The sequence below is a fragment of the Bacillus sp. AY2-1 genome, assembly GCF_008368965.1.
Taxonomy (GTDB): Bacteria; Bacillota; Bacilli; order Bacillales; family Bacillaceae_G; genus Bacillus_A; species Bacillus_A thuringiensis_S.
On record NZ_QPEL01000065.1, the window covers coordinates 13004 to 33257 of the forward strand.

Consider the following 20254-nt stretch of genomic DNA (forward strand, 5'->3'; position numbering starts at 1 on the left):
ATGTATCTTGCTTTTTTGTATGGAAGGATTTAAATGAATTTGGATAAAAAGAGGCAAGAACGTACAGACTACGTAATGATACTTTTACAATATAGTATTTCTTCTATCTATTCAAACGCAAGATGATATTAGCTGTGAATCGCGGTTAATAATTAGGATAGATATATAGTGCTTTAAGTGTTCAATCTAAATTACAGCGAGGTGTAGCGAAGTATATGTCAAAACGTTTAGATGAAATTAAAAGCGAATTAGATCACCATCTTGGACAGCGACTTATGTTAAAAGCAAATAGTGGAAGAAGAAAAACTGTGGAGCAATCAGGTGTACTAGCAGAAACATACCGTTCTGTTTTTGTTGTACAATTGGATCAACAAGAAGATGCGTTGCAACGTGTATCTTATAGTTATGCAGATGTTTTAACAGAGACAGTAGAGTTAACATTTTATGGAGACCCTCATAATGAGGTCATTTTATAATCCATATATCATTACATATATTCCCATAAATGAAAAGCTATATTATTTTGCATACTAACTATACCGTAGCAAAATAAGGAGGGACTCTGCATTGAGTAGACGAAGAGGTGTCATGTCAAACCAATTTAAAGAAGAGCTAGCAAAAGAGCTTGGCTTTTATGATGTTGTTCAGAAAGAAGGATGGGGCGGAATTCGTGCGAAAGATGCTGGTAACATGGTGAAACGTGCTATAGAAATTGCAGAACAGCAATTAATGAAACGAAACCAGTAGTTGTAAGATACTTTCTATGCTACGGTAGCCGAGGAGACATTCCTCGGCTTTTTGTACTCTAAAAGGTGCCATCATTTTACATAAGTAGTTTCATTCTGAATGCTTTTCGTTATAATTAGGGAAGTGTCATCGTCTTACTATAAATTTATGGTAAAATAAACGATAAAAGATTGAGTACATAGAGTGGGTGAATAGATTGAAGCTACTAGTGAAAGCACCAGCAAAGATTAATCTGTCGTTAGATGTACTGGGAAAAAGACAAGACGGATATCATGAAGTGAAAATGATTATGACAACCATTGATTTAGCAGATCGTCTAGAACTAACGGAATTAGCAGAAGACCGTATTGAAATTTTATCCCATAATCGGTATGTCCCAGACGACCAACGAAATTTAGCTTATCAGGCAGCGAAATTATTAAAAGAGAAGTTTAATGTAAAAAAAGGTGTATCTATTACTATTGAAAAAACGATTCCAGTAGCAGCTGGATTAGCAGGTGGAAGTAGTGATGCAGCAGCGACATTACGTGGTCTTAATAAATTATGGAATTTAGGGCTTACAATTGATGAGTTAGCAGAGCTTGGCGCAGAAATTGGATCAGATGTATCGTTCTGTGTATACGGCGGCACAGCAATTGCCACTGGAAGAGGAGAGAAAATTGAGCATATAAAGACTCCGCCTTCTTGTTGGGTTATTTTAGCGAAACCACATATAGGTGTATCTACTGCTGATGTGTATGGAAATTTAAAGTTAAATCGAGTTACACATCCAAATGTAGATAAAATGGTTGATGTCATAAATTCTGGAGATTATAAAGGGATTTGTGATACTGTTGGTAACGTTTTAGAAGATGTAACATTTGGAATGCATCCTGAAGTTGCACGTATTAAATCACAGATGAAGCGATTCGGAGCGGATGCTGTATTGATGAGTGGAAGTGGTCCAACTGTATTTGGACTTGTACACCATGATTCTCGAATGCATCGCATTTATAACGGGTTAAAAGGATTTTGTGAACAGGTCTATGCGGTACGTTTATTAGGAGAGCGAGAAACGCTTGAATAAAGACGTATAATACGTTATGATTTGTTTAGAATATTCGTGATTTGAGGTGAGAGTATGAAAATTAGAAGAAGTACAAGATTAGTCGATATGACTTATTACTTGCTACAAAACCCTCGTCAGCTAGTATCTCTCACTTTTTTTGCTGAAAGGTATCAATCGGCTAAGTCTTCCATTAGTGAAGATTTAGTTATTATTAAGCAAACGTTTGAACAACAAGGGGTCGGCACATTGCAAACGATACCAGGAGCAGCAGGAGGAGTGAAATATATACCGTATATAAGTGAAGAAGAGGCAGATCTAATTATTGATGAGCTTTGTGGCTTATTTGAAAATCCAGATCGTATTTTGCCTGGCGGTTACTTATACATGACAGATTTATTGAGTAATCCTCGCCATATTAATGGCGCAGGTCGTTTGTTTGCTTCTGTTTTTGCTAGGCAATCAATTGATGCGGTTATGACGGTGGCAACGAAAGGGATTCCACTTGCTTATGCAGTGGCAAATTACTTAGATGTACCAGTTGTAATTGCAAGGAAAGATAATAAGGTAACAGAAGGTCCGACTGTTAGTATTAACTATGTGTCGGGTTCTTCTAAACGAATTCAAACAATGACATTAGCAAAACGCAGCCTTCCAGAAGGATCGAATGTTTTAATTATTGATGACTTCATGAAAGCTGGTGGAACGATTCAAGGTATGATGAGTATGTTAGAAGAGTTCAAGGCTAATGTTGTTGGTATTGGTGTATTAGTAGAATCCACAGATATTGAAGAACGACTAATTAATAATTTTGTATCATTAATTCGTCTATCGGAAGTTGATGTGAAAGAAAAAACGATTCAAGTGGAAAAAGGGAATTATTCTCTTGCACCATTTGATGAAGGGCTTGTAGAGGCTGAATAAAAGGTAGAGCAGATAGCTCTATCTTTTTTTATTTTATTTATAGATTATAAAATAGATGGACAAACTGCCTTTCGTACACTATTTTTAAAGAGTAAAATAAATAATAAAAGGGTGAAAAGTATGAAAGTTGTTCAAACAAGCAAGGCACCACAAGCGATTGGACCTTACTCACAAGGGATTATTGTAAATAATATGTTTTATAGCTCAGGACAAATTCCATTAACGGAAAATGGGGAGCTTGTAACAGGAGATGTAACAGTACAAACAGAACAAGTATTTCAAAATTTACAAGCGGTATTAGAGGAAGCAGGTGCTTCATTTGATACAGTCGTAAAAACAACAGTATTTTTAAAGGACATGGATGATTTTAATGCAGTGAATGAAGTATATAGCTCTTATTTCTCTACTCATAAACCAGCTCGATCTTGTGTGCAAGTAGCAAAATTACCGAAAGATGTTTCCGTTGAAATTGAAGTAATCGCCCTAGTTAAGTAACCTTTTGTAAGCGATAACCTCCACTAATCTCTATATTCAACTACATTAAAAATTTTTATCTTAAAAATTTTTAAAAAATTAAAGGGAAAATAGAAAATTTGTGGAATTTATACAAATATATCGCTTATTTAGAAAAGGGTGGTGAACACAAGATGGAAGTGACTGACGTAAGATTACGCCGCGTAAACACAGAAGGCCGCATGAGAGCAATTGCCTCTATTACTTTGGACCATGAATTTGTTGTTCATGATATTCGTGTAATTGATGGTAATAATGGATTATTTGTAGCAATGCCAAGTAAACGTACTCCAGATGGAGAGTTCCGTGACATTGCACATCCGATTAATTCTGGTACACGCTCTAAAATTCAAGATGCGGTTTTAACAGAGTATCATCGTTTAGGCGAGTTAGAAGAGGTTGAGTTTGAAGAAGCAGGTGCTTCGTAAAATTCGAATGAAAAGGGCTTTGACGAAAAGCCTTATAATTTTGTAGCAAACTCCTGTAAGCATTTACAGGAGTTTGTTTTTTTTACTTTATATTTGTAAATTTCATAATTCATTAATATAAAAAGAAGAAACTACTAATTTTTTCAAAATCATTTTAAATAGTATAGCTTATTTCTTAAAAAAGATACTAAAGAGTAAAACATCTTATAAGAATTATGGTAAAATTTAATAGTTAAAATGTGTTTCTTGAAATATATGATGATTTAGGATAATATCTTTAATGGATAAATAGGTTGCGATGGAGGGTCTATATGTCAAACAGATTTGCAGTGATTCTAGCTGCAGGTAAAGGCACACGTATGAAGTCTAAGCTATACAAAGTGCTGCATCCTGTATGTGGAAAACCCATGGTACAACACGTAGTCGATCAAGTATCTCAATTAGGATTGCAGAAACTTGTAACGGTTGTTGGACATGGTGCTGAAATGGTACAAGAACAGCTAGGAAACGTAAGTGAGTTTGCATTACAAGCAGAACAACTTGGTACAGCACATGCTGTAGATCAAGCTGCAAGTGTACTTGCAAATGAAGAAGGAACAACTTTAGTTATTTGTGGTGATACGCCGCTAATAACTGCTGAAACGATGGAAGCATTACTTCAGCAACATAAAGAAGCAGGAGCAATGGCGACGGTGCTAACAGCGTACATAGAAGAACCTGCTGGATATGGCCGTATTGTTCGTAATGAGAATGGTCATGTTGAAAAGATTGTTGAGCATAAAGATGCAAATGAGAAAGAATTAGCTATTAAAGAAATCAATACAGGTACGTATTGTTTTGATAATAAGGCTTTATTTGCTTCACTTTCTAAAGTTTCAAATGATAACGTACAAGGTGAATATTACCTTCCAGATGTTATTGAGATTTTAAAAAATGAAGGTCATATCGTATCAGCTTATCAAACAGAGCAGTTCGATGAAACGTTAGGTGTTAACGACAGAGTCGCTCTATCGCAAGCGGAAATTATTATGAAAAACCGTATCAACCGAAAGAACATGGTAAATGGTGTTACAATTATTGATCCAAGTAACACTTATATTTCTGCTGATGCAATTATCGGTAGTGATACAGTTCTTCATCCAGGAACAATTATTGAGGGGAACACTGTAATTGGTTCTGATTGTGAAATTGGACCGCATACAGTAATTCGTGATAGTGAAATTGGAGATCGTACGACAATTCGTCAATCTACTGTACATGATAGTAAACTTGGTACAGAAGTATCGGTTGGTCCATTTGCACATATTCGCCCAGATTCAGTTATTGGAGACGAAGTACGCGTTGGAAACTTCGTGGAAATCAAAAAAACTGTCTTTGGTAATAGAAGTAAAGCTTCACACTTGAGTTATATCGGGGATGCACAAGTTGGAGAAGACGTGAATCTTGGTTGTGGTTCAATTACGGTGAACTATGACGGTAAGAATAAATTCAAAACTGTGATTGGTAATGGGGTATTTATTGGATGTAATTCAAACCTTGTTGCTCCAGTAACAGTTGAAGATGGTGCTTATGTGGCAGCAGGCTCTACAATTACAGAGAATGTTCCATCAAAAGCATTATCGGTAGCACGTGCACGTCAAGTTAACAAAGAAGACTATGTTGATCAATTGCTGAATAAGAAAAAATCATAATGTGGAGGGTTAATCTAGATGTCGACTCAATATCTAAATTCTAATTTGAAAGTATTCTCTTTAAACTCTAATAAGGAACTTGCTGAGCAGATTGCAAAGCATATTGGAGTAGGACTAGGAAAATGTTCTGTTGATCGTTTTAGTGATGGAGAAGTTCAAATTAACATTGAAGAAAGTATCCGTGGTTGCGATGTATTCATTATTCAATCTACAAGCTTCCCAGTAAACGAACATATCATGGAATTACTTATTATGATCGATGCATTAAAACGTGCATCTGCGAAAACAATTAATATTGTTATTCCTTATTATGGTTATGCGCGTCAAGACCGTAAAGCGCGTTCTCGTGAACCAATTACATCGAAACTTGTAGCAAACTTGCTTGAAACAGCAGGTGCAACTCGTGTAATCACTCTAGATTTACATGCTCCACAAATTCAAGGGTTCTTTGATATCCCAATCGACCACTTAATGGGTGTACCGATTCTTTCTGATTACTTTGAAACAAAAGGTCTTAAAGATATCGTAATCGTGTCTCCTGATCATGGTGGTGTAACTCGTGCAAGAAAAATGGCAGATCGTCTAAAAGCGCCAATCGCTATTATTGATAAGCGTCGCCCTCGCCCGAACGTATCAGAGGTAATGAACATTATCGGTAATATTGAAGGCAAAACAGCGATTTTAATTGATGACATCATTGATACAGCTGGTACAATTACATTAGCAGCAAACGCTCTTGTTGAGAACGGTGCTTCTGAAGTATATGCTTGCTGTACACACCCAGTATTATCTGGTCCAGCAATTGAACGTATTCAAAATTCAAATATTAAAGAGTTAGTTGTAACGAACTCTATCGTATTACCGGAAGAGAAGAAAATCGACAAAGTACATGAACTTTCAGTTGCTCCATTAATCGGAGAAGCAATCATTCGTGTATACGAAGAAGAATCTGTGAGTGTATTATTCAATTAATTGGATAGAATGAGACGTAACCAAAATTGGTTACGTCTTTTCGTATCGAAAAAAGAAAGTAGTGGTACAAGAATGAAATTGATAGTAGGACTTGGGAACCCAGGTAGAGAATATGAATTAACAAGGCATAATATTGGATTTATGGCCATTGATGAACTTGCGAAGCGTTGGAACATTTCTTTGAATGAACAAAAATTTAAAGGTGTATTTGGTGCAGGTTTTGTTAATGGAGAAAAGGTAATCTTATTAAAGCCGCTAACATATATGAATTTATCTGGAGAAAGTATTCGTCCACTCATGGATTATTATAAAATTGATGTTGAGGACTTCGTTGTTATGTACGACGATTTAGACATTCCTGTAGGTAAATTGCGTCTTCGCATGAAAGGTAGTGCTGGTGGACATAATGGTGTAAAGTCAATGATTTCACACCTAGGAACACAAGAATTTCAACGTATCCGTATGGGAATTGATCGCCCGAAAAATGGAATGAAGGTAGTCGATTATGTATTAGGACGCTTTACATCTGAAGAGATTCCGGATGTTAACCATTCTATTGAAAAAGCAGCGGATGCATGTGAAGAGTGGCTAAATAAGCCTTTTCTCCAAATCATGAATACTTTCAATAGTTAAAAATGAGATTAGGAATATTTCTTTTTTGTTTTACCCATACTAGTAGTAATTTAATTTTTAGGAGGCTAGTATGGAAGGGTATTATTATTGCAGACACTGCGGAGGTAATGTAGGCTCCATTAACGCAGAAAAAGTATATAGCGACGTTTTATTTCAACTAACAGAGCAAGAAGTAGTAGAGATGATTCATTTTCATGAGAATGGAAATATATATATAAAAACGATTTGTGAATCGTGTCAAGAAACGCTCGCATCTTATCCTGAGTATTATGAATATGAAAAATTTCTGCAATAAAATGTTGTCGCTTTGGCATGTCCAAAGCATTTTTCTGTTTTCCTTTTCCGAAATATTTGCATAAAATAGAATGGCTTGCTCTTTATGTTGAGAGGAGTTTTAAAAATGATAGGTTTATTAGAGCAATTTTATAAAAATAAAGAGATACAATCAGTTATTAATGGATTAGAAGATGGGTTAAAGGAACAACTTATATCAGGGATGGCAACGTCTTCTCGTTCATTATTAATGGCGGCTTTATATAAAAAAACAAAAAAATCACAATTAATCGTGACACATAACTTATACCAAGCGCAAAAAGTACATGAAGATTTAGTGGCGTTACTTGGTGAAAAAGATGTGTGGCTATATCCAGTGAATGAACTTATAGCATCGGAAATTGGGGTTGCAAGTCCAGAATTGAAGGCGCAACGTATAGAAGTGTTAAATCGCTTGGCTGCTGGAGAGAATGGAATCATTGTAGCTCCAGTGGCAGGATTGCGTAGATTTTTACCAATAAAAGAATTGTGGAAGCAAAAGCAAGTTGAAATCAATCTAGGGCAAGAGATTGATTTAGATGCGCTCTTGCATACTTTACATCATATTGGCTATGAACGTAAGTCGATGGTAGAAGCTCCAGGGGAGTTCAGTTTGCGCGGGGGAATATTAGATATTTATCCTTTAACTGAAGAACTACCATTTCGTATTGAATTCTTCGATACAGAAGTCGATTCTATTCGATTATTTGATGTGGATGAACAGCGTTCTCAAGGAAAAAAAGAAAGCGTTAAGTTTGGTCCGGCAACAGAGTTTTTATTTTCACAGGAAGAATTAAAATCAGGAATTCAGCATCTTGAAGAAGGTTTGACTAAGACGATGCAAAAACTTTCTGATGATAAACTAAAGACTACAGTACTTGAGACGGTAAGTCATGAAATTGAGATGTTGAAAAACGGGCAAAGTATAGAACAGATGTTTAAATACTTATCTATTTTCTATAAAGAACCTGCTAGTCTGATAGATTATTTACCAGAAGACGGTGTTGTAATTTTAGATGAGATTTCCCGTATTCAAGAAACAGCATCACATCTGGAAACAGAAGAGGCGGAATGGTATATATCACTTCTTGGTGAAGGAACAATTATTCAAGATTTATCTTTCTCTCACGCATTCGAGGGATTTCTTCATCATAAAAAAAGAAATTTTGTATATTTAACGTTATTCTTGCGTCATATTGCACACACGCATCCGCAAAATATTGTAAATGTAACATGTAAAACAATGCAAGATTTCCATGGACAGATGAATTTGTTAAAAACAGAAATTGATAGATGGAATGAAGGGCATTTTACGACTGTTGTACTTGGAACAGATGATGAACGTGTGAAAAAATTACAACATATTTTAAGTGATTATGATATTGAGGCAGATATTGTGGAAGGTACAGATATCTTATTGCCTGGAAGGTTACAAATTGCTGTAGGTGATTTACATGCAGGATTTGAAATGCCGATGCAAAAGCTTGTTGTCATTACTGAAAAGGAGCTTTTTCATAAGAAAGTTAAAAAATCACAACGTAAACAAAAGTTATCGAATGCTGAACGTATTAAAAGTTATTCGGAATTAAAAGTTGGAGATTATGTAGTTCATGTAAATCATGGTATAGGTAAATTTTTAGGTATTGAGACATTAGAGATTAATGGTGTTCATAAAGATTATTTAAATATTAAATATCAAGGTAATGATAAGTTATACGTTCCAATTGAACAAATTGATCAAGTCCAAAAATATGTAGGGTCTGAAGGTAAGGATCCAAAAGTTTACAAATTAGGCGGTAATGATTGGAAGAAGGTTAAAACGAAAGTTGAAAAATCTGTACAAGACATTGCGGATGACCTAATTAAACTATATGCTGAACGCGAAGCTTCAAAAGGCTATGCATATACGCCAGATACAGCAGAACAACAAGAGTTCGAATCATCTTTCCCATATCAAGAGACAGAGGATCAGTTACGTTCTATTGACGAGATTAAAAAAGATATGGAACGCGGACGCCCGATGGATAGGCTCCTTTGTGGTGATGTAGGGTATGGAAAGACTGAAGTGGCTATTCGTGCGGCATTTAAAGCAATTATGGATGAAAAACAAGTTGCAATTTTAGTACCGACAACGATTCTTGCGCAGCAACACTATGAAACAATTCGAGAGCGTTTTCAAGATTATCCAATCAATATAGGATTATTAAGTAGATTCCGTACGAGAAAACAACAAAATGAAACGATTAAGGGTTTAAAGGATGGCACAATAGATATTGTAATCGGAACACATCGTATTTTATCTAAAGATGTTACTTATAAAGATTTAGGGCTTCTTATTATTGATGAAGAACAAAGATTTGGTGTGACGCATAAAGAGAAAATTAAACAATTGAAGGCGAATGTTGACGTATTAACATTAACGGCAACTCCGATTCCACGGACGCTTCATATGTCTATGCTTGGTGTGCGCGACTTATCTGTTATTGAGACACCGCCAGAAAATCGTTTCCCAGTCCAAACGTATGTAGTAGAGTATAATCCAGCATTAATGCGAGAGGCGATAGAGCGAGAGCTTGCAAGAGGCGGTCAAATTTACTTCCTATATAACCGTGTAGAGGATATTGAAAGAAAAGCAGATGAAATTTCGATGTTAGTTCCAGATGCCCGTGTAACATACGCACATGGGAAAATGAACGAAAGTGAATTAGAGTCTGTTATGCTATCATTTTTAGAAGGACAGCATGATGTTCTTGTAAGTACAACAATTATTGAGACGGGTGTAGATATTCCGAATGTAAATACGTTAATTGTATTTGATGCAGATCGTATGGGATTATCACAGTTGTATCAGCTTCGTGGGCGTGTTGGACGTTCTAATCGTGTTGCATATGCATACTTTGCCTATAAACGTGACAAAGTGCTGTCAGAGGTTGCAGAGAAGCGTCTGCAAGCAATTAAAGAGTTCACGGAACTTGGATCTGGTTTCAAAATTGCGATGAGAGATTTATCTATTCGTGGAGCAGGTAATTTGTTAGGGGCAGAGCAGCATGGATTTATTGATTCTGTCGGATTTGATCTATATTCTCAAATGTTAAAAGATGCAATTGAACAGCGTAGAGGAACAGATGGGGCTGAAAATACAGTTAATGTTGAAATTGACTTAGAGGTAGATGCATACTTACCAGATGCTTATATTTCAGATAGTAAGCAAAAAATTATGATGTATAAACAATTTAGAGGTGTTTCTGCAATTGAGGATATTGAAGAATTGCAGGAAGAAATGATCGATAGATTCGGTGATTATCCACAAGAAGTCGGTTATTTATTACAAATTGCAAATATCAAAGTGTTGGCAATGAAAGAACAAATTGAGTTAATTAAACAGAATAAATTTGAAGTAACATTCCTGTTTTCTGAACAAGCAAGTCAAAATATTGATGGTGGAAAATTATTCATGCTTGGAAATAGTTTTGGACGTATGATCGGTTTAGGAATGGAAGGATCACAATTGAAAATTGTTATGAAAACAAATGGTTTAGAGACATCGAAGTGGTTAACAATTGCTGAAAATTTATTAAAAGGCTTACCAGATGTAAAAAAAGAAGTAATAAATGCCTAAAATAAGATAAAAAAATACAATTCGACGTGCATAGAAGAACTAATGTGTAAAATACTATGTCTAACAGTTGGTGATTTTTACATGAACAGGTAAATTCACCACTTTGATCATCAGTAGAAAGTGAGGCAGCATTAGAATGAAAGCAACTGGAATCGTACGTCGAATTGATGATTTAGGCAGGGTAGTAATCCCGAAGGAAATTCGTAGAACTTTACGTATTCGAGAAGGAGACCCACTAGAAATATTTGTTGATCGCGATGGAGAGGTAATTTTAAAGAAGTATTCTCCAATTAGTGAACTAGGTGATTTTGCAAAAGAATATGCTGAGGCTTTATATGACAGCTTAGGACATAATGTGCTTGTCTGTGATCGAGATTCTATCATCGCAGTATCAGGCGTATCGAAAAAAGAATACTTAAATAAAAGTGTTGGCGATTTAATCGAAAAAACGATGGAAGAACGAAAGTCTGTTATTATGACGGACGAAAGTGATATTTCCATTATCGATGGTGTAACAGAAAAGGTTCATTCTTATACAGTTGGACCGATTGTTGCAAACGGAGACCCGATTGGAGCTGTCATTATTTTTTCGAAAGAAGCTATTATAAGCGAAATCGAGCATAAAGCGGTTAATACTGCTGCCAGTTTCTTAGCGAAACAAATGGAACAGTAAGGGTGTATAATTTTAGAAGTAGCAATTTTTCCTAATTATGATCTTTCTTTTTGAGAAATCAATTATTTGGAGATATATGTATATTGAATGAAGGTAGCGCTTTGCTACCTTTTTTCGTTGAGTATTTTTAACGGTGCAGGAACCTATTATTACCCGTGGTGGTAAGGCAGCTTGTTCATTTCTTTATGATATAATACGAGAGGTGAGAATAGAAAAAGGAGTTTTCTTATATGGAAGCGAAGAAGTATCAAGCCTTTTGGCGCGGGGCTATTATATTAACGATTGCAAGTTTTGTTACAAAAGTATTAAGCGCTTTTTACCGTATTCCATATCAAAATATAGCGGGTGATATTGGTTTTTATATTTACCAACAAATTTACCCGTTTTATGGATTTTGTTTAATTTTAGCTACTTATGGGTTTCCTATTATCATTTCGAAAATGGTTGCAGAACGACTAGAGCGGGGAAAACAAAAAGAAGCAGAAGAAATTATTTGTGTATCTTTTTGGTTTTTATTGGGAATTGGTTTTATAGGCTTCTTTACATTGTTTTTTGGGGCCAAAACAATTGCGATAGCTATGGGTGATATATACTTAGATAAGTTACTACGTGTTATTTCATTTTCATTCTTATTGATGCCGTTTTTGTCTGTAGCAAGAGGGTATTTTCAAGGCTTCAATAATATGATGCCAACAGCTGTTTCGCAAGTAATAGAACAAACAATTCGAGTTTCTATTATTGTATTTTTATCGCTATTCCTAATTGCTCACGGATTTGATTTATATACAGTTGGTGCAGGGGCTATGTTAGGCTCAATTGCGGGTGGACTTATTGGGATTATTGTACTTATGTTGTATATGCGTCGAGATTTTCGTTCTATATTTTTCAAAAGTGTAGCGAGAATTAAGGGAAAAAGGAGGATAATTAAAATCCTTTTTTGGCAGGGGTTAGCGATTTGTGTTAGTAATTTAGTGCTTATTTTTATACAGATGGCAGATTCAATATCCTTGTACACCTTACTTATTGGTGCGGGAGAACAGGTTGAAAGTGCAAAGGTATTAAAGGGTGTTTATGATAGAAGTATTCCGCTAATGCAATTAGGTACTGTTGTGACGACTTCTTTCTCGTTGTCACTTATTCCAATTATTACAGCGGCGAAGGAAAGAGGAGATCTTTCCTTTATTCAAGAAAAGGTAAAGTTAGCAATGAAAATAACACTTGTTATTGGACTTGCAGCAGCTATTGGACTAACTTGTATTATTCAACCTACGAATATTATGTTGTTTGAAAATAGTGATGGATCAGATGTTTTATCTATTTTATCTTTATCTATTTTATTTAGCTCGTTGTCAATTACGACGGCTTCTATTTTACAAGGGTTGGGACAAACATTTAAGCCAGCATTATTTGTTGTATTTGGAGGTTGCTTAAAGTTAGCGTTAAATTATATATTTATGCCTTATTTTGGTGTGAAAGGGGCAGCCTTTGCGACTTTGTGTGCGTTAATTATAATTTCTGGGCTAAATAGTTTGTTGCTTATGAGAGCTGTATCAGGATCGCTTATCAATAAGCGAAATATGTTAGGTGTAGTGATTAGTGGTATCTGTATGGGATTTGTATTAATGATGTTCACACGTGTGTTGCAGGTGTCTGGATTAGTAATTGATACGGAACATAGAGGAATCGCGACGCTTGAAGCGTTGCTAGGTGTAGTTGTCGGCGGATTGACATATATGTTTTTAATTTTGAAATTACGTGTATTTACAAAAAAAGAATTAGGAACCGTTATGAAACAAGAGAAAAAAGAAGGTTCATTGAAGAAGAGTGGATAGAGGTGACAGATTGTGAGTGGAATCATTACTATTTTAGGTTTAGGTGCTGGTGAATTAGATCAGCTAACGATGGGTGTATATCGAAAGATAAAAGAAGCAGATCATCTGTTTGTTAGGACGAAGGAACATCCAGTTATAGAAGAATTGGAGAAAGAAGGCGTGCAATATACGGCTTTTGATGATGTATATGAAGCGCATGATACGTTTGAAATTGTATATGAAACAATTGCGAATAAATTGCTAGAACAAGCTGAAGGTACAGAAATTATCTATGCTGTTCCAGGGCATCCGCTTGTAGCAGAAAGAACAGTTCAGCTACTGTTGGAAAAAGGTGAAGATTCAAATGTTGAATTGCGAATTGAGGGTGGACAAAGTTTCCTTGATCCTATGTTTGCAAGCCTAAAGATTGATCCAATTGAAGGATTTCAATTACTTGACGCTACATCATTTAAAAGAGGACAATTAGAATTACGTCAACATCTAATCTTTTGCCAAGTATATGATGCATTCGTTGCATCTGATGTGAAATTAACATTAATGGAGATGTTGCCGGATGATTATGAAGTGTATATCGTAACAGCTGCAGGAACTTCATTTGAACAAGTAAAGAAGGTACCGTTGTATATGTTAGATCATGAAACGGAATTGAATAATTTAACGAGTGTGTATGTGCCGCCAGTTCAGGAGCGTGCATCCTTGTATCAACAGTTCGATGTACTTAGAGAAATTATTGCAGAACTTCGAGGCCCAAATGGTTGTCCGTGGGATAAAAAGCAAACACATCAATCATTAAAGAAATATTTAATTGAGGAAGCTTATGAAGTATTGGAAGCAATTGATGAAGAGGATGATGATCACTTAGTAGAAGAATTAGGTGATATATTATTACAAGTTATGCTTCATGCTCAAATTGGAGAAGATGAAGGTTGGTTTTCTATAGATGATATCATTCGAACTCTATCTGAGAAAATGGTTCGTCGCCATCCACATGTATTTGGAAATACGGATGTAAACAATGCTGATGAAGTGATTGCCAATTGGGAAGAAATTAAAAAACAAGAAAAAGGATTCGTGAAAGAATCTGTTTTAAATGGCGTTCCAAAAAGTTTGCCGCAGTTACTACGCGCCTATGAAATTCAGAAGAAAGCCGGTAAGGTTGGATTTGATTGGGTTGATGTGCAGCCTATGATAGAGAAAGCTTTGGAAGAATGGCAAGAGTTCCAACAAGAAGTTACAAACATGGATGAGGAAAAGATGCTAGGTGAGTTTGGTGATTTACTATTTGCATTTGTTAATATAGCTCGTCATTATAAAATAGATCCAGAAGAGGCGTTACGTTCAACTAATGAGAAATTTACTGGTCGTTTTTTATACATGGAGGCAAAAGTAGCTGAAATGAATAAAGAGATGGAAGATTTATCATTAGAACAGTTAGATGTTTTATGGGAAGAAGCGAAACAAACAGAGCGTTAATAGGGGGATTTGAGATGCGTCTAGATAAGTTTTTAAAAGTGTCACGTTTAATTAAAAGAAGAACATTAGCGAAAGAAGTAGCTGATCAAGGAAGAATATCTATTAATGGTCAAGTGGCAAAAGCAAGTTCGGATGTGAAAGTAGCTGATGAATTAACAATTCGTTTTGGTCAAAAAATAGTGACTGTAAAAATAAATGAATTGAAAGAAACAACTAAAAAAGAAGATGCAGCAAATATGTATAGCTTAGTTCGCGAAGAAAAAGTAAAAGCGGAAGAAGGCTTGTTCTAAAATCATTTATCCCCTCATACATTACTATTAGCTAGTAAAAACCTATGGGGGGATTTACGTGAATAATGGTTACTCACCTACGTCTTCTAATCAACAAAATGTTTCTGTGGAGCATGATATTATTATGCGTGGAAGGCGTGTAATTGATATTACTGGTGTGAAGCAGGTAGAGAGTTTTGATAGCGAAGAGTTTTTACTCGAAACCGTAATGGGTTTTTTAACGATTCGTGGTCAAAATTTACAAATGAAAAATTTAGATGTAGAAAAAGGTATTGTGTCGATTAAAGGGAAAGTTCATGAGATGCTGTATATTGATGAAAATCAAGGAGAAAAAACTAAAGGTTTCTTTAGTAAGTTGTTTAAATGAGCTTAACAATTCAGTTGTATACAATGCTTTCAATGATTGGAATGGGTGCTTGGATTGGAGCATCTTTAGATACATATCAACGTTTTTTAAAGCGTCAAGAACGTAAACGTTGGCTTGTATTTATACATGATATACTATTTTGGATTGTCCAAGCATTATTTGTCTTTTATGTATTGCTTCTCGTAAATGAAGCTGAGTTACGTATATATGTGTTTTTGGCATTATTATGTGGTTTTGCGGCATATCAAAGCTTACTGAAAGCACTATACATGAAGCTGTTAAATTTTCTCATCTATATTTTTATGCAAACAACATATTTTTTTGTTCGAATTATACAGCTACTCATGATAAAACCTGTTATTATTATAGCGCAGCTATTTATTGCATTTATATTATTCTTATTTCGTATACTGCTTTCAATTGGACATGTGTTATGGAAAATGGTGATTTGGATATTACTTTTCATATGGAAAGTTTTTTTCTGGCCTGTTCGATTTATTGCTTCGCTCATATGGAAACTTCTCCCTAATCGTGTTAAACTTTTTATAGTGAAACATATAGGGTTCCTGCAATATATAGCAAAATTGAAGGGACATATCTTCCAAATATGGGAGCGTATAAAAAAGAAGTTAGGGGGACCTCGGAAATGAGGGAACTGAGACAAAGAACAATCGAAAAACAGAGTCCAAATCCTGTTAAAGAGCATATAATACAAACGGATGAGAACAGGAAGCGACTTTATCGCCGTTTAGCGGTTTTTCTTGTCTTTACTTTTACAATTATTGCGAGTATTAGTGTAACGTTTTATCAACAAAACAGTTCCATTAAAGCAAAAGAAGCAAAAGTTAAGGACATGAAAAAAGAACTGGATTCATTAACGAATAAAGAAAAAAGTCTAAAAGACGAAGTTCAAAAGTTAAATGATGAAGAGTACGTATTAAAGATTGCTAGAAGGGATTATTTCTTCTCTGGTAAAGGGGAGATAATTTTTCCTGTTTCGAAGTAGAGTATGTCTTATTGACACTATATTTTAGGATTATATATAATAAAGTAAAATTTGACTTTTTAACCACTAAGGAGGAGCATTTTTTTTATGTCAATCGAGGTAGGCAGCAAGTTACAGGGTAAAGTAACAGGTATTACAAATTTTGGGGCTTTTGTGGAGCTGCCAGAAGGCTTAACTGGTCTTGTTCATATTAGTGAAGTTGCTGATAACTATGTAAAAGATATTAACGATCACTTAAAAGTGGGCGACCAAGTAGAAGTAAAAGTTATTAATGTTGAAAAAGATGGAAAGATTGGTTTATCTATCAAAAAAGCGAAAGAACGTGAAAAAACAGAAGGAGATCGTCCACGCGGTGAATACCAACGCGGTGGTGATCAACAACGTTCTGGACGTCCACAACGTAATAATCGCTCTTTCAACAGAGATAATCGCGGTGGCGGTAACGACCGAGCTCCAAAAGAAACATTTGAGCAAAAGATGGCACGCTTCTTAAAGGATAGCGAAGATCGTTTAACTTCTTTAAAGCGTAACACAGAGTCTAAACGTGGTGGCCGTGGCGCACGTCGCGGATAATAAGACCGTTTAGTTTTTAACATATAGAGAGGTACCCAGAGTGATGGCTCAGGGTACTTTTTTATATGTGAAAATATATTTTAAAAAAGTTTTCAAGATATGTTGACTTTAAATAATATCTGATGTAAGATACTAATTGTCCGTTAAATACGACGACATGGCGGTGTAGCTCAGCTGGCTAGAGCGTACGGTTCATACCCGTGAGGTCGGGGGTTCGATCCCCTCCGCCGCTATATTTAATTTAACGGCCCGTTGGTCAAGTGGTTAAGACACCGCCCTTTCACGGCGGTAACACGGGTTCGAATCCCGTACGGGTCATCTAAAAAGATCATGCAAATTTGCATGATCTTTTTTTGTTAAATGGATTAAGATATACAACACTTCTACAAAATCACCCTATATTTTCTGAATATTTAATTAAAAAATCGAAATAACTTACATACCGTGTATATCTGTAGAGTTATTTCGAATAAAAAGTCGAACGATTATAAAAGTGAAAACTGTTGTTTTGACAAAAATCCCAACAATCATCTTTTATAATGACAGTAATTAAACTATGCAGGTGGTGTTAAAAGTATGCCTAAAGCAGGAAGGAATACTATGAATACAAGTGTATTGGCAATGAATGAGAGTCAGCTTGGAGGAATAAAGTGGACGAGTAAGTTGCGAATGAAATTTGAACAAGTTTTCTTTAGATGGGGATTTATTATTGTTGTTATTGGTTTTCTTTTGGGAAGAGCATATATATTAACAAATATCTTACCGTTTGCACTACCATTTTTTGCTGCTGTTTATGTTATGAAGCGGGATAAGATGCCGCTAGCATTTTTAGCTCTAATGGGAGGAGCTCTTTCAGTCTCGATAGATAATTTGTTTTTTACTTTTGCATCTATCTTTACTTTCTTCATTTATAATATCTTCTTTAGTAGATTCACACGTAAAACCGTTGGACTTGTTCCATTTCAAGTATTTATCTCCGCATTAACCGCACACTTAGTTGTTGTATATTTTGCACAACAAACTGTCACCATGTACGATTTACTCGTTAGTACCATTGAGGCTGGGCTTAGTTTTGTATTAACTATGATATTTTTACAAAGTGTTCCGCTTTTAGTAGAAAGGAAAGGAAAACAACAGGCGTTAGAGACGGAAGAAATTGTTTGTTTGATTATATTACTAGCATCTGTTTTAACGGGTACAACAGATTGGTTTGTATATGATGCTTCTATTCAACATATTTTTACACGGTATTTAGTACTAGTATTTGCATTTATTGCGGGTGCTGCTACAGGATCTACAGTGGGGGTCGTAACAGGTTTGATATTAAGTTTAGCAAATGTATCTAGCTTGTCCCAGCTTAGCCTTCTTGCTTTTTCTGGATTGCTTGGTGGGTTGTTAAAAGAAGGGAAGCGTTTAGGTGTTAGTTTAGGTTTATTAATTGGGACAAGCTTAATTACATTATATGTAGACAAACAGACAAATATTGTAACGACTTTAATTGAGTCAGGCGTAGCGATTGCTATCTTCTTATTAACGCCAAAGCTTGTTTTAGATCGTATTGCTAAATTTATGCCAGGTACACAAGAGCATTCGCAAGATCAACAACAATATTTAAGAAGGATGCGCGATGTTACAGCGAACAAAATCAACCAATTTGCAAATGTATTTGCTGCTTTATCTAATAGCTTTTCTGTATATGGGTATGTAGAGGAAGAAGATAAAGAGACAGAAGCAGATTTGTTTTTGAGTACAATTACTGCGAAAACATGTCAAACATGCTTTAAAAAGGATCAATGCTGGGTAGTGAATTTCGATAAAACGTACGATTATATGAAACAAATAATGAGTGAAACGGAAGAAGGAACCCTGCAACATAATCGTAAATTAGTTCGTGAGTGGGACAAGCATTGTGTGAGAGGGAAAAAAGTGACGGATTTAGTAGCGGGTGAATTAGATCATTTCTATGAGGGACAAAAATTACGAAAACAAATGAAGGAAAATCGTAGAATAGTTGCGGAGCAACTATTAGGTGTATCAAAGGTTATGGAGGATTTTGCTAAGGAGATACAACGAGAGCGTGAAAATCATCAGGTGCAGGAAGAACAGATTATGCAAGCGTTCCGTGATTTTGGTGTCGAAGTAGAGCATGTTGATATTTATTGTTTAGATAGAGGAAGTATTGATATTGAAATGTTGATTCCCGTTGCATCTAATGAACATGGTGAATGTGAAAAGTTAGTTGCACCGATGCTTTCGGATATCCTTAAAGAAAATATTGTCGTTAAACATGAAGAAAAGTCTTCTTATCCGAATGGCCACAGTTTAATATCATTCGGTTCGGCGAAGACGTATTCTCTTGATACGGGATTGGCCACAGCCGCAAAGGGCGGTGGATTTGTTTCGGGTGACTCTTATGCGATGATGGATTTAAGTGTTGGCAAATATGCACTTGCGATTAGTGATGGTATGGGGAATGGGCAAAGAGCTCATATGGAAAGTAAGGAAACGGTGAAATTATTACAAAAAATACTCCAATCCGGTATTGACGAAGAAATAGCGATTAAGTCTATTAATTCAATTCTTTCTTTGAGAACGACGGAAGAGATGTTTACGACATTAGACTTAGCTATGGTAGATTTGCGAGATGCGAGTGCAAGGTTTTTAAAGATCGGATCAACGCCGAGTTTTGTTAAACGCGCGAATAATATTTTGAAAATTGAAGCAAGTAATTTGCCGATGGGAATCATCGAAGATGTTGAAGTTGATGTGGTGGGTGAACAATTAAAAACGGGCGATATCCTTATTATGATGAGCGATGGGATTTTTGAGGGAGCGCAGCATGTAGAGAATCATGAATTGTGGATGAAACGAAAAATTAAAGAATTGCAAACCGAAGACCCGCAAGAAATTGCTGATATCATTATGGAAGAAGTGATTCGCTCTTGTGATGGTTATATAAATGATGATATGACTATTGTAGTGGCAAAAGTGAAGAAAAATATGCCGAAGTGGGCTACGATTCCGATTGTAGGCATGCAGGCGCAGTAAAATGTAAGTGGAATGTTTATCTAAAATTTGATTTTAAAAACCTAGGCGAATACCTAGGTTTTTTTGTGGGAAAAGGTAATGCTATTGATTTTGTGAATACAGACGGAG

The 20254-nt window shown here is 35.6% G+C and carries 20 protein-coding genes and 2 tRNA genes; all 22 read left to right on the forward strand.

What is annotated here, in order from left to right; translation table 11 throughout:
- The first annotated feature begins 215 nt into the window (after positions 1-215).
- Positions 216-476 carry a biofilm formation stimulator Veg gene (veg, locus tag DN403_RS15870; RefSeq protein ID WP_000044347.1) on the forward strand — a complete coding sequence of 87 codons (261 nt, stop codon included), beginning with the start codon at positions 216-218 and terminating at the stop codon, positions 474-476.
- Between the two features lie 91 nt (positions 477-567).
- Complete coding sequence (gene sspF / locus DN403_RS15875; protein ID WP_002094215.1) at positions 568-747, forward strand: acid-soluble spore protein SspF; 180 nt, start codon at positions 568-570, stop codon at positions 745-747.
- Positions 748-943: 196 nt separating this feature from the next.
- Positions 944-1813 carry a 4-(cytidine 5'-diphospho)-2-C-methyl-D-erythritol kinase gene (ispE, locus tag DN403_RS15880; protein WP_000772104.1) on the forward strand — a complete coding sequence of 290 codons (870 nt, stop codon included), beginning with the start codon at positions 944-946 and terminating at the stop codon, positions 1811-1813.
- 54 nt (positions 1814-1867) lie between these two features.
- Entirely contained in the window at positions 1868-2716 is an 849-nt protein-coding gene (gene purR / locus DN403_RS15885) for a pur operon repressor (RefSeq protein WP_000702467.1), read from the forward strand.
- A gap of 120 nt (positions 2717-2836) precedes the next feature.
- Positions 2837-3211, forward strand: a complete 375-nt coding sequence (locus tag DN403_RS15890) for a RidA family protein (protein ID WP_000869823.1) — start codon at positions 2837-2839, stop codon at positions 3209-3211.
- A 152-nt stretch (positions 3212-3363) separates the two neighbouring features.
- Positions 3364-3657, forward strand: coding sequence for a septation regulator SpoVG (spoVG, locus tag DN403_RS15895; protein WP_000454041.1), 294 nt, complete (start codon positions 3364-3366; stop codon positions 3655-3657).
- Positions 3658-3968: 311 nt separating this feature from the next.
- Positions 3969-5348: a bifunctional UDP-N-acetylglucosamine diphosphorylase/glucosamine-1-phosphate N-acetyltransferase GlmU gene (gene glmU / locus DN403_RS15900; RefSeq protein ID WP_000071039.1), complete on the forward strand. Its 1380-nt coding sequence runs from the start codon at positions 3969-3971 to the stop codon at positions 5346-5348.
- 18 nt (positions 5349-5366) lie between these two features.
- Complete coding sequence (locus DN403_RS15905; RefSeq protein ID WP_000107420.1) at positions 5367-6320, forward strand: ribose-phosphate diphosphokinase; 954 nt, start codon at positions 5367-5369, stop codon at positions 6318-6320.
- Between the two features lie 72 nt (positions 6321-6392).
- The gene (pth, locus tag DN403_RS15910) at positions 6393-6953 is read left to right on the forward strand and encodes an aminoacyl-tRNA hydrolase (protein ID WP_014894852.1); all 561 of its coding nucleotides are present in this window, start codon (positions 6393-6395) and stop codon (positions 6951-6953) included.
- 70 nt (positions 6954-7023) lie between these two features.
- Positions 7024-7248 carry an anti-sigma-F factor Fin family protein gene (locus tag DN403_RS15915; protein WP_000399438.1) on the forward strand — a complete coding sequence of 75 codons (225 nt, stop codon included), beginning with the start codon at positions 7024-7026 and terminating at the stop codon, positions 7246-7248.
- 105 nt (positions 7249-7353) lie between these two features.
- Positions 7354-10884 carry a transcription-repair coupling factor gene (gene mfd / locus DN403_RS15920; protein ID WP_000579721.1) on the forward strand — a complete coding sequence of 1177 codons (3531 nt, stop codon included), beginning with the start codon at positions 7354-7356 and terminating at the stop codon, positions 10882-10884.
- A 136-nt stretch (positions 10885-11020) separates the two neighbouring features.
- Complete coding sequence (spoVT, locus tag DN403_RS15925; RefSeq protein WP_000648306.1) at positions 11021-11557, forward strand: stage V sporulation protein T; 537 nt, start codon at positions 11021-11023, stop codon at positions 11555-11557.
- A 230-nt stretch (positions 11558-11787) separates the two neighbouring features.
- Positions 11788-13389 carry a putative polysaccharide biosynthesis protein gene (locus tag DN403_RS15930; RefSeq protein WP_000387575.1) on the forward strand — a complete coding sequence of 534 codons (1602 nt, stop codon included), beginning with the start codon at positions 11788-11790 and terminating at the stop codon, positions 13387-13389.
- A 12-nt stretch (positions 13390-13401) separates the two neighbouring features.
- On the forward strand, positions 13402-14862 hold the full coding sequence (yabN, locus tag DN403_RS15935; protein ID WP_000014231.1) for a bifunctional methyltransferase/pyrophosphohydrolase YabN: 1461 nt from the start codon (positions 13402-13404) through the stop codon (positions 14860-14862).
- Positions 14863-14876: 14 nt separating this feature from the next.
- Positions 14877-15152, forward strand: a complete 276-nt coding sequence (locus DN403_RS15940) for an RNA-binding S4 domain-containing protein (protein ID WP_001234876.1) — start codon at positions 14877-14879, stop codon at positions 15150-15152.
- A gap of 58 nt (positions 15153-15210) precedes the next feature.
- Positions 15211-15519, forward strand: a complete 309-nt coding sequence (gene yabP, locus DN403_RS15945) for a sporulation protein YabP (RefSeq protein WP_001059105.1) — start codon at positions 15211-15213, stop codon at positions 15517-15519.
- Positions 15516-16169 carry a spore cortex biosynthesis protein YabQ gene (gene yabQ, locus DN403_RS15950; RefSeq protein WP_000059770.1) on the forward strand — a complete coding sequence of 218 codons (654 nt, stop codon included), beginning with the start codon at positions 15516-15518 and terminating at the stop codon, positions 16167-16169. The genes yabP and yabQ overlap by 4 nt, the downstream gene beginning before the upstream one ends.
- A complete protein-coding gene (gene divIC / locus DN403_RS15955; protein WP_001208739.1) occupies positions 16166-16525 on the forward strand; it encodes a cell division protein DivIC in 360 nt (119 codons plus the stop codon). The genes yabQ and divIC overlap by 4 nt, the downstream gene beginning before the upstream one ends.
- Before the next feature lie 87 nt (positions 16526-16612).
- Entirely contained in the window at positions 16613-17098 is a 486-nt protein-coding gene (locus DN403_RS15960) for a S1 domain-containing RNA-binding protein (protein WP_000021451.1), read from the forward strand.
- Between the two features lie 159 nt (positions 17099-17257).
- Positions 17258-17331 (forward strand) — tRNA-Met (locus tag DN403_RS15965).
- Between the two features lie 13 nt (positions 17332-17344).
- A tRNA-Glu gene (locus tag DN403_RS15970) sits at positions 17345-17416 on the forward strand.
- 258 nt (positions 17417-17674) lie between these two features.
- On the forward strand, positions 17675-20146 hold the full coding sequence (gene spoIIE, locus DN403_RS15975) for a stage II sporulation protein E (RefSeq protein ID WP_001123558.1): 2472 nt from the start codon (positions 17675-17677) through the stop codon (positions 20144-20146).
- Positions 20147-20254 lie beyond the last annotated feature (108 nt).